General features: G+C 71.5%; 17 protein-coding genes and 1 pseudogene. 6 read left to right on the top strand and 12 right to left on the bottom strand.

Going from position 1 to position 15842, the window contains the following annotated elements; all coding sequences use genetic code 11:
- Window positions 1–91 precede the first annotated feature (91 nt).
- Together ACZ5PB_RS12960 and ACZ5PB_RS12965 are read right to left on the bottom strand one after the other, a co-directional pair.
- Window positions 92–1036: an endonuclease/exonuclease/phosphatase family protein gene (locus ACZ5PB_RS12960; protein WP_468690874.1), complete on the bottom strand. Its 945-nt coding sequence runs from the start codon at window positions 1034–1036 to the stop codon at window positions 92–94.
- Window positions 1037–1176: 140 nt separating this feature from the next.
- On the bottom strand, window positions 1177–1851 hold the full coding sequence (locus ACZ5PB_RS12965) for a M15 family metallopeptidase (protein ID WP_468690484.1): 675 nt from the start codon (window positions 1849–1851) through the stop codon (window positions 1177–1179).
- Between the two features lie 87 nt (window positions 1852–1938).
- On the opposite strand from ACZ5PB_RS12965, the gene ACZ5PB_RS12970 reads away from it, so the two are divergent.
- Entirely contained in the window at window positions 1939–2610 is a 672-nt protein-coding gene (locus tag ACZ5PB_RS12970) for a response regulator transcription factor (protein WP_468690485.1), read from the top strand.
- Between the two features lie 5 nt (window positions 2611–2615).
- On the top strand, window positions 2616–3725 hold the full coding sequence (locus tag ACZ5PB_RS12975) for a sensor histidine kinase (RefSeq protein ID WP_468690486.1): 1110 nt from the start codon (window positions 2616–2618) through the stop codon (window positions 3723–3725).
- On the opposite strand, the gene ACZ5PB_RS12980 is transcribed toward ACZ5PB_RS12975, so the two are convergent.
- From ACZ5PB_RS12980 to ACZ5PB_RS12995, 4 genes are all read right to left on the bottom strand, one after another.
- A complete protein-coding gene (locus ACZ5PB_RS12980) occupies window positions 3692–4624 on the bottom strand; it encodes a cation diffusion facilitator family transporter (protein WP_468690488.1) in 933 nt (310 codons plus the stop codon). The two genes, ACZ5PB_RS12975 and ACZ5PB_RS12980, sit on opposite strands and share 34 nt — an antisense overlap.
- A 96-nt stretch (window positions 4625–4720) precedes the next feature.
- The gene (locus tag ACZ5PB_RS12985; protein ID WP_468690876.1) at window positions 4721–5596 is read right to left on the bottom strand and encodes a PaaX family transcriptional regulator C-terminal domain-containing protein; all 876 of its coding nucleotides are present in this window, start codon (window positions 5594–5596) and stop codon (window positions 4721–4723) included.
- 32 nt (window positions 5597–5628) lie between these two features.
- On the bottom strand, window positions 5629–6279 hold the full coding sequence (locus ACZ5PB_RS12990) for a GNAT family N-acetyltransferase (RefSeq protein WP_468690490.1): 651 nt from the start codon (window positions 6277–6279) through the stop codon (window positions 5629–5631).
- 111 nt (window positions 6280–6390) lie between these two features.
- Window positions 6391–7290, bottom strand: a complete 900-nt coding sequence (locus ACZ5PB_RS12995) for a DUF7916 family protein (protein ID WP_468690491.1) — start codon at window positions 7288–7290, stop codon at window positions 6391–6393.
- A gap of 212 nt (window positions 7291–7502) precedes the next feature.
- On the opposite strand from ACZ5PB_RS12995, the gene ACZ5PB_RS13000 reads away from it, so the two are divergent.
- Window positions 7503–8525, top strand: coding sequence for an NAD(P)/FAD-dependent oxidoreductase (locus tag ACZ5PB_RS13000; protein WP_468690493.1), 1023 nt, complete (start codon window positions 7503–7505; stop codon window positions 8523–8525).
- A 99-nt stretch (window positions 8526–8624) separates the two neighbouring features.
- Entirely contained in the window at window positions 8625–9101 is a 477-nt protein-coding gene (locus ACZ5PB_RS13005) for a peroxiredoxin (protein WP_468690495.1), read from the top strand.
- Window positions 9102–9125: 24 nt separating this feature from the next.
- Here the strand turns inward: ACZ5PB_RS13005 and ACZ5PB_RS13010 are convergent.
- Window positions 9126–9641: pseudogene (locus tag ACZ5PB_RS13010) on the bottom strand (NAD(P)-dependent oxidoreductase); the annotation flags it as partial.
- Window positions 9638–10939 (bottom strand): MFS transporter, encoded by a 1302-nt coding sequence (locus ACZ5PB_RS13015; protein ID WP_468690497.1) that lies wholly within the window; start codon window positions 10937–10939, stop codon window positions 9638–9640. The pseudogene ACZ5PB_RS13010 and the gene ACZ5PB_RS13015, both read right to left, overlap by 4 nt.
- A 70-nt stretch (window positions 10940–11009) precedes the next feature.
- Here ACZ5PB_RS13015 and ACZ5PB_RS13020 point away from each other — a divergent pair, with 70 nt between their 5' ends.
- Window positions 11010–12035, top strand: a complete 1026-nt coding sequence (locus ACZ5PB_RS13020) for a GlxA family transcriptional regulator (protein ID WP_468690499.1) — start codon at window positions 11010–11012, stop codon at window positions 12033–12035.
- A 75-nt stretch (window positions 12036–12110) separates the two neighbouring features.
- Window positions 12111–12902, top strand: coding sequence for a GOLPH3/VPS74 family protein (locus ACZ5PB_RS13025; RefSeq protein WP_468690501.1), 792 nt, complete (start codon window positions 12111–12113; stop codon window positions 12900–12902).
- A 36-nt stretch (window positions 12903–12938) separates the two neighbouring features.
- On the opposite strand, the gene ACZ5PB_RS13030 is transcribed toward ACZ5PB_RS13025, so the two are convergent.
- From ACZ5PB_RS13030 to ACZ5PB_RS13045, 4 genes are all read right to left on the bottom strand, one after another.
- A complete protein-coding gene (locus ACZ5PB_RS13030; RefSeq protein WP_468690503.1) occupies window positions 12939–13172 on the bottom strand; it encodes a hypothetical protein in 234 nt (77 codons plus the stop codon).
- A 49-nt stretch (window positions 13173–13221) separates the two neighbouring features.
- Window positions 13222–14007, bottom strand: a complete 786-nt coding sequence (locus tag ACZ5PB_RS13035; RefSeq protein WP_468690505.1) for an ABC transporter permease — start codon at window positions 14005–14007, stop codon at window positions 13222–13224.
- Window positions 14004–14999 carry an ATP-binding cassette domain-containing protein gene (locus ACZ5PB_RS13040; protein WP_468690506.1) on the bottom strand — a complete coding sequence of 332 codons (996 nt, stop codon included), beginning with the start codon at window positions 14997–14999 and terminating at the stop codon, window positions 14004–14006. Before ACZ5PB_RS13040 ends, ACZ5PB_RS13035 begins: the two co-directional genes overlap by 4 nt.
- Window positions 15000–15078: 79 nt before the next feature.
- Window positions 15079–15723 carry a PadR family transcriptional regulator gene (locus tag ACZ5PB_RS13045; RefSeq protein ID WP_468690508.1) on the bottom strand — a complete coding sequence of 215 codons (645 nt, stop codon included), beginning with the start codon at window positions 15721–15723 and terminating at the stop codon, window positions 15079–15081.
- Window positions 15724–15842 lie beyond the last annotated feature (119 nt).

Below are 15842 nucleotides of genomic sequence, written 5' to 3' on the forward strand. Positions count from 1 at the left end.
ACCCCCCACCCCCCCCCCCCCCCCGACCCCCCCCCCCCCCCCCCCCCCCCCCCCCCCCCCCCCCCCCCCCCCCCCCCCCCCCCCCCCCGCGTCACCAGCTGATTCCGGCGGCCACGGGCAGGTGGTCGCTGCCGGTGGCGGGCAGGAGCCAGGAGCTCTTCGGCTCGACGCCTCGGACGAGGATCTGGTCGATCCGCGCCACCGGGAACTTCGCCGGCCAGCTGAACCCGAAGCCGTCCCCGAGGCCCTCGTGCACCGGGCGCAGCCGCGAGGTGAGGTCGGCGAACGACCGGTCGTCCATGGTGCCGTTCAGGTCGCCCAGCAGCACCACCCGCTCCTTCCGCTCGGCGGCGATGACTTCGCCGAGCGCCTGCACGTTCCGGTCCCGCGACCCCGTCCAGAACCCCGTCGCGGGATTGACCCGTACGGATCCCAGGTGCACCACGTACACCGCCAGCGGCCCGTGACCGGTGCGCACCGTGGCGCGCAGGGCACGGGCGTAGGCGTTCTTCACCTCGGCCGATTTGGCGTCGCCCAGTGGCCCGACGTCCGTCCTGATGTCGACCGGCCGGGAGTCCGACAGCGGCAGCTTGCTCCACAGCCCGACCGTGCCGATCACCGTGCGGTACGGGTACGTCTTCGCCAGCTCCTTCTCGTACGCGCCCCTGACCTGCTCCGCGAGCTCCTCCAGCGCCAGTAGGTCGGCACCGGAGGCGGCCAGGTCACGGGCGGTGCCGACCGGGTCGGGGTTCGCCGCGCCGACGTTGTGGCTCACCACCTTGAGATCACCGGCCGGCTCGCCCTGGAAGCCGAGCAGCCCGCCGAAGAGGCTCAGCCACACGACGATCGGCAGCAGCAGCGCGACGACCGCGAGGGCCGAGCGCCGCCACAGGGCCGCCGCCAGCAGGAGCGGGACGAACACTCCGAACCACGGCAGGAAGGTCTCGACCAGGCTGCCGATGTTCCCGATCCGGTTCGGGACGTACGAGTGCAACAGCAGGAACAGGCCCAGCAGGAGCGCCAGCGCCGCGAGAATTCTGCCGCGCTTCCAGGCGGCGGGGCCGGGGGCGCGAAGCCGGAGCCAGGTCCGGCGGGAGCCGGCGGTGCCTGTAGTGCCGGTGTCGTCTGCGTCTGTGGTGTCTGTGGCGACTGTGGTGCCGGTGTGAATCGTGCTGGTCACTTCTTCATCCTCGGATCCTGCGTGGGGTCGGCGTAACGGGGCGGGCAGCCGTCGGCGGGCGCTTCGGGGCGCAGTTCGTAGTGCCAGGGTTCGTTGTCGTAGATCTGGCACAGGCCGTAGCCGGCGCCGTGCGCGGACAGCCAGGCGGTCGCCGGGGTGCGGCCGATGTCGACCGCGCGTCCCGACACGTGGGGCGAGGTCGTCGCGGTGGCGACCCAGCGGGCGGCCTCCTCCTTCGACCCGTACTTCTCGACCGCCTGCCGCAGGAGCCGCTCCTGGTACTCCGGTGAGCGCCAGCCGCTGTTGACGTAGAAGGTGACCCTGTCCGCCTCGGCGTCCTTCGCCGCCCGCCGGAGGGCCTTGCGCAGGCCCGGTTCGAGGTTGGTCACCGCCGGTATCCGGTCGTCGAGGACCGTCACGCCGTCGGGAACGCCACCTTCCGCCTCGTTGGCCGTACCTCCGTGCTCGCTGTGCCGGGCCTGCGGTGAGGGGTTCGGGGGTGGCGCGGCGGCGGGCGGTCCCCCTGACGACCCGGCCGAGGCAGCCAGGGACTTCACCATCAGCGGGACGACGGCCGCCGCGATCGCCGCTACGGCGACCAGCAGGCAGACGGCCAGGAGCAGACGGGTCCGGCGGGGCGACGTGCGTGCCGAGGGCGGGGTGAGAGTCATGCGTTCAGTCAAGGCAGCGCGGCGTTGCCGACGCGTATGCGGTTTTCGATACGCGGACGATAGGCGGGGCCTCGTAGCCTTGGCGTCATGCGTGTGCTGATCGTCGAGGACGAGCCCTACCTGGCAACAGCCGTCCGCGACGGCCTGCGGCTGGAGGCGATCGCGGCCGACATCGCGGCCGACGGCGACACCGCCCTGGAGCTGCTGGACGTCAACGCGTACGACATCGCCGTACTCGACCGGGACATCCCCGGGCCGTCGGGGGACGAGATCGCCGCACGCATCGTCGCCTCGGGCAGCGGCATGCCGATCCTGATGCTCACCGCTGCCGACCGGCTCGACGACAAGGCGTCCGGATTCGAACTCGGTGCGGACGACTACCTCACGAAGCCGTTCGAGCTCCGGGAGCTCGTGCTCAGGCTCAGGGCGCTGGACCGCAGGCGTGCCCACATCAGGCCGCCCGTGCGGGAGCTCGCGGGGCTGCGCGTGGACCCGTTCCGCAGGGAGGTCTACCGGGACGGCCGCTATGTCGCGCTGACCAGGAAGCAGTTCGCGGTTTTGGAGGTCCTGGTCGCCGCCGAGGGCGGTCTCGTCAGCGCCGAGCACCTGCTGGAGCGGGCGTGGGACGAGAATGCGGACCCCTTCACCAACGCCGTACGCATCACGGTCTCGGCACTGCGCAAGCGCCTCGGCGAACCGTGGCTGATCGCCACCGTGCCGGGCGTCGGCTACCGCATCGACACCGGAAAGACAGGATGACGGGCGTGGCCAGGCGGCCCGGCCTGAGCGTCCGGCTCAAACTCACCCTCAGCTACGCCGGATTCCTGATGCTCGCCGGTGCCCTGACGCTCGTCGCTGTGGCGGTGTTCCTGCTGCAGCAGGGATGGTGGCAGACCAATGAATCGGGGGCGGTGCGGGTCACTCCGGGGACCATCTTTGTGCGCAATTTCGCTCCCACCGCGATCACGGTCCTCGTCTTCCTGCTGCTGTTCGGCCTGCTGGGCGGGTGGATCCTCGCCGGACGCATGCTCGCCCCGCTGGACCGCATCACCCATGCCACCCGTACGGCCGCGGCCGGATCGCTCTCGCACCGGATCCGGCTGCCAGGCCGCAAGGACGAGTTCCGCGAACTCGCCGACGGCTTCGACATGATGCTCGCGCAGCTCGAAGCGCACGTCGCGGAGCAGCGGAGGTTCGCCGCCAACGCCTCGCACGAGCTGCGCACCCCGCTGGCGATCTCGAAGGCGCTGCTGGACGTGGCCCGTGCGGACCCGGACCGCGACACCGGCGAGCTCATCGACCGTCTCCAGGTCGTCAACACCCGGGCGATCGACCTCACCGAGGCGCTGCTCCTGCTCAGCCGGGCCGATCAGGGGTCGTTCACCCGGGAGCGCGTCGACTTGTCCCTCCTGGCGGAAGAGGCCACCGAGACCCTCCTCCCCTTCGCGGAGAAGCGGGACGTCGCCATCGAGACTCAGGGCGACATCACCCCCACGAGCGGATCACCCGCGCTGCTGCTGCAACTGACCGTGAACCTCGTACACAACGCGATCGTGCACAACCTTCCTCGTGGCGGAACCGTGTGGGTCAGCACCGGTTTCGGCCCCGGGACCGTGGTGCTCACCGTCGAGAACACCGGCGAGCGGATCAGCCCGGAAGTGGCCGCCGCACTCACCGAACCGTTCCTGCGCGGCACCGAACGCGTGCACACCGATCACGCGGGCGTCGGCCTCGGCCTGGCCATCGTCAAGACGATCACCCGCGCGCACGACGGCACACTCACCCTGACCCCGCGCGCCGACGGCGGCATCCGAGTCGTGGTGGAACTGCCCGGGCGCGCTCAGCGATGCAGTGCGCCGGCCGCCTCCTCGTAGCCCTCCGGTTCGAGCTGGATCGTGGAGTGCGCGATGTCGAAGTGGCCGCCCACGCAGGACTGGAGCCTGCCGAGCAGCCCGGCGTATCCCTCGGCTCCCCGGGCGAGCGCTTCGCGGGTCACCACGACGTGAGCGGTCAGGACGGGCATTCCGGAAGTCACGGTCCAGCCGTGCAGGTCGTGCACGGCCAGCACCCCGGGTTCGCCGAGCAGGTGCTCGCGCACTTCGGCCAGGTCCGTGTCCTGCGGGGTGGCTTCGAGCAGGACGTGCAGGGCGTCCCTGAGCAGTCCGTACGCCCGGGGCACGATGAGGAGGCCGATGACGATGGAGGCGATCGGGTCGGCGGCCTGCCAGCCGGTGAACAGGATGATCAGGCCGCCGATGATGACCGCGACCGACCCCAGCGCGTCGCCGAGCACCTCCAGATAGGCGCCCCGCATGTTGAGGCTGTCGTTCTTGGCGTCGCGCAGCAGCCACATGCCGACCAGGTTCGCGGCGAGTCCGCCCAGGGCGACCACGAACATCAGGCCGCCCTTGACCTCGACCGGCTCGCCGAAGCGCCGGATCGCGGACCACATCACCCAGGCGAAGATCGCCAGGAGCAGCAGGGCGTTGAGGACCGCGGAGAAGATCTCGACCCGGTAGAAGCCGAAGGTACGGCGCGGGGTGGGGGCGCGCTGGGCGAGCGTGACGGCGCCGAGGGCCAGGGAGACGCCGATGGCGTCGGTCAGGCTGTGCGCGGCGTCGGCGAGCAGGGCGAGGCTGCCGGAGAGAAGTGCGCCGACGACCTGGATGACGGTGATCGACGCACTGATGCCGATGGTCCACAGGAGCCGGTTGCGGTAGCCGCCGCTGAGCGTTCCGGTGCCGGCGGTCGGAGCGCCGTGGTCGTGGCCCATGCTGTCCCTCCGGCGGTCGGACACGGGGTGTCCGGCCCTCGTGCTTCAGTCGTGCTTCAGCGGAACACGACTCACGGCCGTCGGCCAGCGGGGTGCTCAGGCAGTGGTCCGGGCCACCGCCTCGCGGGTGATGTCGTCGTAGAGCCGGAAGAGGACCGGGCGCGCCTCGCCGCTGTCGCGTGCGTGCAGAGCGGCCCAGCAGCGGGCGACGAGGTCCCGCGCCCCGGTGCCCGGCCAGGGCCGGGGCAGCAGTTCGGGAGGCAGCAGGGGGTCGGGGTCCATGGCCCGGGAGAGTTCCGCGGCCAGTTCGACCGCGAGGGTGAGGAGTTCGGAGGAGGAGAGTTCGCCGGGTCCGGTGAGCCGGTCGAGGCGGGGCCGGGCGAGTCGTTCGAGGCGGTGGTAGCGGTCGGCGATCCCGTCCAGGGGCCACAACTGGCGGGCCAGTTCGGCGGGGTCCTGGGCGCCGCCCCTGCGCAGGTCCTTCGTGGTGAGGAGGGTGAGCGTGCCATGGGCTCCGAGGCGGTGGGCGGCGTCCTCGACGTACGGCTCCCAGGCGTTGGCGCTGACGTACAGTCCGCCCTGGAGCGGGGCGCCGCCGAGGTGGACGAGCCTCTCGCGCAGTGCGTCGCGGGCGGTGCGGGCCGATTCGGGGACCGCGAAGGCGGCCAGGTGCCAGACGCCGTCCCAGGGCGCGAGCCCGGCGTCCTGCTGGAACGCGTGCCGCAGAAAGTCGGCGTTGGGGGCGAGGGCGTGGGTGGTGTCCTCGGTGGCGTGCAGCAGTGCTTTGCGGCCACGGCCCTCGTGGGTGAACCGGCTCTCGGCGACGAGTCGTTTGACGCACAGCCGTACCTGCTGGTCGCTCATGCCCAGGGTCGAGGCGACGGTGTAGAGCTCGTCCGCGCTGACCGTGCCGTCCTCGCGGACCAGTGCGTGGACGAGCATGCGGGTGGGGATCTCGATGCTCTCGGTCATCTGGGTGCTCTGGGTGCTCTCGGTGCTCTCGGTCATGGGGTACGGAGCCCTCCTGGGCCTTTCGCAGGGGTGGGGCGGTGCATGGTGGTCACTGCGCCGAATCCCAGCAGTGCGCGCAGATAGGGCGTCCGCTCGGTCCGTACGGCGGTGAAGCCGGACCGTTCGTACAGAGCCCTGGCGCGCGGATTGGTGTCGATCACGTCGAGCCTGGTCCTGCGGCAGCCGTGCTCGGCCGCGACGGCGGCCACCTCGGCGAGGAGCAGGCTCCCGACGCCCCGGCCGCGCAGCGCGGGGTCCACCGCGATGCCGTCCATGACGAGTTCCCCCGCCGCCGGACGGCGTTCGAACAGGGCGAGCAGCAGGACGCGGTGCAGGCCCCTGAGGTTTCCGTACGCGCGCAGCACGGCGGCGGCCGATCCCCCGGTGAGGGACCGGCCGTCGACCTGGTATCCGGCCATGCCCACGAGCCGGCCGTCGAGTAGTGCGCAGATCGCGCGGTCCGCGTTCAGGTGCGCGGCGATGAAGGGCACGGCTTTGTCCGCCGGGTTGAGGGCCGGGCCGAGTTTGCGGCCGAAGGCGCTCCAGTACAGCTCGGCGGCGCGCCGCTCGGCGCCAGCTGGTATGCCCCGTCGGACGGTGACCGCTCCTGTGCCGGTGGTGGCGTTCGTCGTGTCGGGTTCCATGCCGTGCCCCTTTCGCGCGCCGTGACGTCAACACAAAACCTATCACGATGCGCACGACCGTGTGTATCACGATAGTTTTTGTGACGGGCGGGCGGTCGGGCGTTCATGCAGTCAGGCGGCCCGGCGCCCCGAGAGGGCCATCCTGTTCCAGGTGTGCCGACGGCCTCGGATCGCCACCGAGTACGCGTACATGACCTCCGGGTCGCACATGCCGGGGATGTACGAGTCGCCGAAGTGGTGCGCGTCGAAGCCCGCTTCCTTCGCGTTGAGCGCGAGTTGCGGCACCACGTTGGCGTGCGCGCCCTCCTGGCTGGTGCCGATCGCACCCATGACGACGGCTCCGGCGTCCTGCACCGCCGCCACCGCTTCTGCGGCCAGCTCCCTGGTCACGCCGGGCATGGTGCCCGGCAGTGGCATCACGACACCGTCCGCGCCCGCGTCGACCAGTGCGGTGAGTCGGGCGGTGGTGACACGTTCGGGGTGGCCGGCGTGGTGCATCTTCCCCGACCACACGGCCGCGTCGGCGCCCACTCCCGCCCGCACCTCCTCGGTGACGCGCGCCATCGCCTCGTACGAGCCGCCGGTTCCGGGGTTGGCGGTGATGCAGAGCAGTGCGGCACCCATGTCGACAAGTCGTTTGGCGTGCTCGGGGGCGGCCCGCCGGATCTCCGGTACGTCACCGGGCTCCAGATTGACGCCGACCGGGCGGCCGATCACGGCGGCGAGGTCGGCGAAGGAACGGAAGGTGCCGAGCCCCGGCAGTACCAGGCGTTCACCGTCCCAGGCCCTCTCGATGAGGTTGAGGACGACGATGTCCGCGCCGAACGCGGCCATGAGTTCCGCGTTGTGCACGCCGCGTCCGTCGGGGTGCGGGGAGAGCGCGGCGCGCTCGGCGAAGACTTCCGCGATCATCGTGCGGCCTTCGGCGGCGGCCACCGCACGGGTCAGGGCCCTGCCGCGCAGGGCGGCGAGCTGCTCGCGGTTCAGGTCCAGAATGCGCTGTTCATCCATGCTGTCCACGCTAGTGACGTGGCCCACGGCGCGGGCGTGCCGTTGGACCCGAGGGTGCGGGACTTGCGACACCGAACCCCTCTCACACCCTCCGCGGACGAGCCTTGCGTTTTCAGCAAGGCGTTATGCCATTGACGCAAGATGCAGTTACGGTCGTACGTAGATGGCCCCCACCGAAGGCGGGCCACAAGGACCCCCGAGAGGCCGAGGCCATGCCCGAGACGACCCCCAACTCCGTATCTGCACCCACACCCACACCCGTATCCGCATCCGACGAGACCGTCGACGCCATCGTGATCGGCGGCGGTGCCGCAGGGCTGAACGGTGCGCTGATGCTCGCCCGTTCCCGTCGCTCCGTCGTCGTGATCGACAGCGGCACCCCCCGCAACGCGCCCGCCGAAGGCGTGCACGGCCTGCTCGGGCTGGACGGCACCCCGCCCGCCGAGCTCTACAAGAGGGGCCGGGAGGAGGTGCTCCACTACGGCGGCACGATCCTCGACGGCGAGGTGGTGTCGGCCGAACCGGCGGCCCCCGCCGAGGACGGCGACCTGCGCTTCACCGTCACCCTGGCCGACGGCCGCACCCTGACGGCACGCCGCCTGCTGGTGGCCACCGGTCTGCGTGACGTACTGCCGGACGTGCCCGGGCTCGCGGAGCACTGGGGGCACGACGTCGTGCACTGCCCGTACTGCCACGGCTGGGAGGTGCGCGACGAGCCCATCGGCATCCTCGCCGTCGGCCCGGCGTCGGTCCACCACGCGCTGCTGTTCCGCCAGTTGACCGACGACCTCGTCTACTTCGTCCGGGGCACCGAGCTGGACGAGGACACCCGCGCGCGCTTCGCCGCCCGGGGCATCCGCGTCGTCGACACCCCGGTCGAGGCGGTCGTGAAGGCGGAGGACGGCGGGATCGCCGGGGTGCGGCTGACCGACGGCAGCACCGTGGCCCGCGATGTCCTCGCGGTGGCGACCAGGATGATGACCCGCTCCGAGGGCCTGGAGGGTCTGCGGCTGCCGGTCGAGGAGCTGCCCGCCGGTATGGGGCAGCGCTTCGCCTCGGGCATGGCCGGGCTGACCGAGGTGCCGGGCGTGTGGGTAGCGGGCAACGCCACCGACCTGGCTGCCCAGGTAGGCGCGTCCGCCGCCGCGGGTGCACTGGCGGGCGCCCACATCAACGCCCACCTGGCCACCGCCGACACGGACGCCGCACTCACCCTGGCGGTGAACGCACACTGACAACCGCACCCCCGAGCACTCGACGGGAACACCGCCCGCACGCCCCTCACCGCTCCCCCATACCCTTCTCCTCCGACGCCCCGCACCAGGAGGAACCCCATGCCCCCGAGCCCCACCCCCGGCGATGCCGTTCCCGACTTCACGCTGCCCGGCGGCGTGCTCGACGGGGACCGCTTCGACCGGAGCGAGTACACGCTGAGCGCCGCCCGTGGCCGCCCGCTGGTCCTCGCCTTCTACCCGGGCGACAACACGGCCGTGTGCACCAAGCAGCTCTGCTCGTACTCCAGCGGGCTCGAAGTCTTCACCGAGAGCGGAGCCGAGGTCTGGGGCATCAGCCCCCAAGGCCTGGACAGCCACGAGGAGTTCGCCCGCAGGTACGGCCTGCGGATGCCGCTGCTGGCCGATCCGGACCGTACGGTGGCCAGGTCGTTCGGCATCACGGCCCCGGGCATCGGCGTGCGCCGGGCGGTGTTCGTGATCGCCCCCGACGGCACCCTCCACTGGAAGCACGTGGCACTGCTGGGCGCCACCTTCCAGAGCACGGCCACGCTCGCGGCGGAGCTCAAGGCTCTCTAGCCCCAGGGCATACCGGACTCGCCAGCTCACGGCGACGATCATCTGGTTGGCGGCCTTGGCGGTCTGTCCGGCGCCGTGCGGACCGCAGTGCACGATCGTCCTGCCCATCGCCTTCAGTACCGGCTCGGCGGTACGGAAGTCCTCCGCGTCGCCGCCGACCATGATCGACAGGACCGCCTCCACCGCTCCCGCCTCGCCCCCGGACACGGGCGCGTCGAGGACGCGTACGCCATGCTCCTTCACCTTCTCGGCGAGCGCGATCGAGGTCTGCGGGGCGATGGAGGAGTGGTCGACGAGGAGGGTGCCGGGCCGGGCGTTCGCCAGGATGCCGTCCGGACCGTACGCCACTGCCTCGACCTGCGGCCCGGCGGGCACCATCGTGATGACGACGTCCGCGTCCCGGACGGCCTCGGCGATGGTCGCGGCGGCGGTTCCGCCGGCCGCGACGAGCTGCTCCGTCTTCCCGGGTGAGCGGTTCCAGCCGGTGACCCGGTGTCCCGCGCGGGCCAGGTTGGTGGAAGACCCCAGCAAAGAGGTCACGGGCGGCGGACCCCCAGAGTCCGGATCGCCGGGATGGCGAACAGCGCGGCGCAGCCCGCCAGGCACACGCCCGTGGACACCAGCAGGAGCGTCCCCGGGGAGGCGAGTGACGTGGCCGGGCCCGCCAGGATCTGGCCGAGGGCGATTCCGGACACCGAGCCCGCCAACTCGTAGGCGCTGACCCGGTTCAGCACCTCGGGCGGGGTCTGGGTCTGGACGCTGGTCGCCCACATCACCGACCAGAACGCCAGGGCGCCACCACCCACGGCATGACCGGCCAGCAGCACCGGCAGCTCCGTGCCCAGCGCCACGCACAGCGGCAGCACCGCGTACAGGATCATCGCCAGGGCACCGGCGGCCAGCGGGCGGGCCGGGCGCAGCCGCAGGGCCAGCAGTCCGCCGAGCACGGTGCCGACGCCGAGGAAGGAGACCGCCAGGCCGTACGCGTGGGCGCCCAGGCGGTCGCCGATGAGTGCGGAGCTGAGCGGGACGAGCGGGCCGAAGAGCAGCACGCCGTAGACCATCCAGATCAGGATCACCGCCCACATCCAGGTGCGCGCACGGAACTCCTGCCAGCCCTGGCGCAGGTCCCGGCGGAGTGAACTCCCGCCTAGGGAGGCTGACTTGACACTCCCCGGGGTCAGGCGCAGGAGCGCCAGGCACAGAGCGCTGAGCAGGAAGGTGCCGGCGTCGATCGCGTACACGGTTCCTGCCCCGGTCAGCGCGATGAGCAGTCCCGCCACGGCCGGGCCGACGAGGTGGGCGAGTGCGTCGGCGACCTTGAGCGTGGCGTTGGCGCGCTGCGGTTCGCGGGCGACCAGCGGGACCATCCCGTTCACCCCCGGCAGGAACATCGCGACCGCCGCTCCGGCCACCGCCGCCATGGTCACCAGCAGCCAGAACGGCGGCGCCCCCGCGAAGAACGCGGCGGCCAGAACGCCCTGGGTGACCACCCGGACGAGATCGGCGCCGACCATCATCCGGCGCGCACCGAACCGGTCGGCCAGCACTCCTCCGAACAGGACCAGCAGGACGAACGTCCCGGTCCAGATCCCGAGCACGAGACCGACGCCCGAGACCCCGTACAGCGGGCCGACCGCGAGCACCGTGGCCACCGGCATCATCGCGTCGCCAAGCAGCGAGACGGCGCGGGCGGCGAAGTAGAGGACGAACCGCCGGTCCCACAACGGGGGCCTGGCGAGAGGCAGTTCGGACCCGCTATCCCCACGGATCCGTACCCGGTGCCGGGTCGGGGTGCTGGTCTGCTGAGGCCGGGGGTCCGGCTGCTCGGTGGTCATGGGACGATGCTGGACTAGACCAATAAGGTAGCCCAGTGTCCCGAACGACACGATGAGGTACTTTCACGCCATGCCGCCCCGCCCGCAGCCCGATCCGCCCCCACCGCACCGTGTCGTGGCCCTGCTGCAGCCCCCGCAGTCGGCCTTCCCGCTGGCCATCGCGACCGAGGTGTTCGGCGACCACGGCCCGTCGGTCCCCGCCCGCTACGCGTTCGAGGTCTGCACCGAACTCCCGGGCCGCGTAAGGACGCAGGCCGGTTACGACATGGTGGTCACGGCGGGTCTGGAGGCGTTGGAGCGCGCGGACACCGTGCTGGTGCCCGGCTGGCAGCAGCCGGCCGGCACCGAGGTGGCACCGGCGGTGGTCGACGCGGTCCGCAGGGCCCATCGGCGCGGCGCCCGGATCGTCGGTCTCTGCACGGGAGCCTTCGTGCTCGCCGCCGCCGGGCTCCTCGACGGCCGCCGGGCCGCCACCCATTGGGCTGGCGCCGCCGAGCTGGCCGAACGGTTCCCGCAGGTCCTGGTGGACGCGGCGGTGCTCTACGTGGACCACGGCGATGTCGCCACCAGTGCCGGGTCGGCGGCCGGTGCGGACCTGTGCCTGCATCTGGTGAGTGCCGATCAGGGCGCCGCGTACGCGCTGCGGATCGCCCGGCAGCTGCTGATGCCGCCGCACCGGGAGGGCTGCCAGCTCCAGTACACCGAACTGCCCACCGCCGGTCCCGTGGTCGCGGACTCGCTGGCCCCCCTGCTCGCATGGCTCTCCGAGCGGCTGGACCAGCCGGTGAGCGTCGCGGAGATGGCGGTACGTTCGCAGGTCTCGGCCCGCACGCTGACCCGGCGCTTCACCGAGCAGTTGGGCATCAGCCCCGGGCGCTGGCTCCTCGACCGGCGGATCGCCGCCACCCGGGCGCTGCTGGAGGAGACCGACCTGCCCGTGGAGACCATCGCGCGCCGGGTCGGCCTCTCCTCCGCGGTCAACCTGCGCCGCCGCTTCCACGAGGCGCTGCGCACCACACCCGCCGCCTACCGGCGGGCCTTCCGCACGGACCGCGCCCGGCAGACCGAACCCGCACGGACACCGTCACCCCCCTGACTGCCGCGCATCGAGGACGACGAGAAGTCGCGGAGCCCTGCCGTCCGCAGGCCCGCAGTGCTTACGCTGACCCGCATGACCATGGGGGACGACATACTTCTGCTCGCGATGGGCACCGGCAGACGGCGTCCGCGCATCCGGTCCGAGGGGCGGCTCCGGATCGCCCTGCGGACCTCGGAACTGGCCGAACTGTGCCTGGCCGGCCGCATTTCCATCGGCACGCGCACCATCGAGATCCTCGACGCAGGGCCCGTCGAGGACCGCCGCCTCAACAACACGCTGCGCGCCCTGAGCACGACCAGCCCGCCGCCGGGCCTGCACGACTGGCTGCGCCTGACTCCGCGTTCCCTCATCGCCGAGTACCTCTCCCGGCTGGAGGACCAGAAGGCGCTCAGGACCAGGCGGTGGCGCGATCCGGGCAGCCGCACCCGGCACGACATCCTGTCCGTCGACACGGCACGCCGCCAGGGCGTCCTGGACCGTCTCGACGCAGTGGCGCGCTCGGGCCCCGGGGCCCCCGCCGCCGACCGTGACCTCGTACTCGCCGCCCTCGTGCAGATCGCGGGTATCGCGGCTGCCGCGTACCCGGGCCTGCGGGGCTCGGCGGCGCGCCGGCGACTGGCCGCCCGCAGCACGGCAGCCCCGCTCCCCCTCGCACCGGCCGCGAGCTCCGCCCCCGCCCCGCTCGACGAGGAACTCGTGGGAATAGTGACCGGCAAGACCGTCCAGCCCCCGGCGAAACTCGTCAAAGAACTCCGCGAGCTCTACTCCGACGTCACCACCGGCGACCACGGCCTCGCCCACAGCCTGGACTCGGGCGGCTGGACCGACGGCGGCTCGGGCGGCGACCAGTCCGGACACGGTTAACAGGCGGTCCGTGGAAGGTGGAAGAAGGTTGTCGGGCTAGCCACGCGGACCGGCCCCACGCCCGCACCGGGTTGACCAGGCACCGGCCGGTGTCGACCGCTCCCCGCCCGCCCGGACCACGACGAGCTCACCGCCCTCGCATTCGATCCGGTCACCGGCCGCCAAGAACAGCGGCCGCGCCAGTTCGAACACGTAACCGTCGTCGGTCTCGCACTCCTCGACCAGCACCATGCGCGAGGCCGGTGTGGTTCCGTCGGTGTTCAGGCGCATGCCCAGAGGATGCCATGCGGCCCGTACTCCTGTTCCTCCTGTCGGTGCGCTAGTGGCTGAGGCGGCCGAAGCGTCGTACCGCCAGGGGGAAGAAGATCGCGATCAGCAGCACCGGCCAGGCCACCGCGAGGATTCCCGCGTGTTCGGCGGCCCAGGAGGTCGCGGGGCCCGACTGGTTGCCGAACAGGTCGCGTACCGCCGTCGCCGTCGCCGACAGGGGGTTCCACTCCACGGCCGCGCCCAGCCAGCCCGGCATGGTCTCGGGGAGCGCGAAGGCGTTGGACAGGAAGCCCAGCGGCCAGACCAGGATCTGGACCGCCTGCACCAGTTCGGGCTTGCCCGCCACCATCGCCAGGTGGATGCCGAGCCACAGCATCGCGAACCGCAGGAGCAGCAGCAGTCCGACGGCTCCCAGGAAGGAGGCGGGGCCGCCGTGCCAGCGCCAGCCGATGGCGTAGCCGACCCCGATCATCACGATCAGGCTGATCGCCGACTGGAGCATGTCCGCGACGCTGCGCCCGACCAGTACCGCACCGGACATCATCGGCATGGACCGGAAGCGGTCGACGACTCCCCTGTTCAGGTCCTGGGTGACGGCGAGCATCGTCGCGTCGAGGCCGAAGACCATGGTCAGGGCCAGTACGCCGGGTACGAGGTAGTCGACGTACGCCCCGTCGAGGCCCTTTCCGCCGCCCATCAGGAAGGCGAACATCAGCAGCAGCATGACCGGGAAGACCAGGCCCACCACCACCTGCACCGGCTGCCGGGCCCAGTGCGCGAGTTCGCGGCGCGTGAGGGTCCAGGAGTCGGACAGTGCGTATCCGGGAAATGTCACGCGTGCTCCTTCGTGTTCGTGGAGTCAATGGAGCCGGTCGGGTTGGTCGCATCGTCCGGGTGGGCCGGGTCCGTCGCCTCCGTCAGGTGCAGGAAGACCTCGTCCAGCGTCGGCCTGCGCACCGCGATGTCCTCGGCCACGATTCCGGCCCCGGCCAGTGCCTGCACGGTTCCGGTGAGGGCCGCCATCCGGTCGACGACCGGCGCGCTCACCATCCGCCGGTCCTCGTCCACCGTCGCCCCGTTCCCCAGGAGGCGGGCAGCTGCGGGGAGTTGGGAGGTGTCGTGCACGACGACGTCGATGCGGTCGCCGCCCACCTTCGACTTGAGCTGGTCGGCGGTCCCGTCCGCGATCACCTTGCCGCCGTCGATCACCGAGATCCGGTCGGCCAACTGGTCGGCCTCCTCCAGGTACTGGGTGGTCAGCAGTACGGTGGTGCCCCCGCCGACCAGCGAGCGCACCGCGCCCCACACCTCTGCCCTGCCGCGCGGGTCGAGGCCGGTGGTCGGTTCGTCCAGGAACAGGACTTCCGGCTCGGTGATGAGCGAGGCCGCGAGGTCGAGGCGGCGGCGCATGCCGCCGCTGTACTGCTTGACCGCCTTGCGGCCGGTGTCCGCGAGGCCGAACCGGGCGAGCAGTTCGTCGGCCCGCACCCCCGCCCTACGGGCGCCCAGATGGTAGAGCCTGCCGAACATCTCCAAATTCTGACGGCCACTCAACTCCTCGTCCAGCGCCGCGTTCTGTCCCAGCAGGCCGATCCTGCGGCGTACTTCCCTGGGCTGCTTGCGCACGTCGAGTCCCGCTACCTCCACCCGGCCCGTGTCCGCACGCAGCAGGGTCGACATGATGCGTACGGTCGTGGTCTTGCCCGCTCCGTTGGGACCGAGCACCCCGTGCACCGTGCCGGCCCGTACTGCCAGGTCGAGACCGTCCAGGGCGACCTTGTCCCCGTACCGCTTCCGCACTCCTTCGACGACCAACGCGTCAGCCAACTTCGCTCCTCCATCGCGATTAGTCAAACTTGACTACAGCCGCGAAGGTACACCCGCCTCCAGGATTAGTCAAACTTGATTAGCCGAGATCTCCGGGGTGCACCTCGTCCGTCGCGTACGGGTTCTCCTTGCGCTCGACGAGCGCCCCCTCGAAGGGTTCGCCGCCCTCCCCCGCGAAGGCGTACGCCCCGCCCTCGATCCGCCGAATGAGGCCCTGCGTCCACTCGGCACCCGCGTCCGCCGAGTGCACCCACATGTGCATGATCTCGCCGATGTGCCCCAGCACCTCGGGGCCGCTCTCGGGCACGTAGTGCTCGGTGACGCCGCGCCGCCAGTCCTCCAGGACCTTCACCCGCTCCTTGAGCAGGGCGAGCGCCTCCGCCCGGTCCAGTTCGACGATGAAGCCGAGGGCGGCGGAGAGCATGTCCATCTTCTGGTCGTACGTGGTCAGCGCCTCCCGCAGCAGCTTGAAGAACTCCTCGTTGCCGTCCGGCGTGATCTCGTACTCGACCCTCGGCGGACCGCCGACCGCACTCGGCGCGATCTCGTGCGCCAGGAGCAGGTTCTGCTTGGCCAGCTGCTTGAGCGCGTGGTAGATCGACCCGGGCTTGGCATTGGACCACTCATTGGCGCCCCAGAATTCCAGGTCGTTGCGGACCTGGTAGCCGTGCGCCCGTCCGTGCAGGCGCACGGCCCCCAGTACCAGCAGCCGGATTGCCGACATTTCCGCACCTCGTTTCTGTCTAATCAACTTTGATTAGGTTAATACGCGCCAAGGCGATGATCACGGGCACGTCGAACGGGCACGCCGCACGGGCGCGGCGGGTCTGCGGCACGTGGGAC

The organism is Streptomyces sp. NPDC032721, assembly GCF_055579625.1.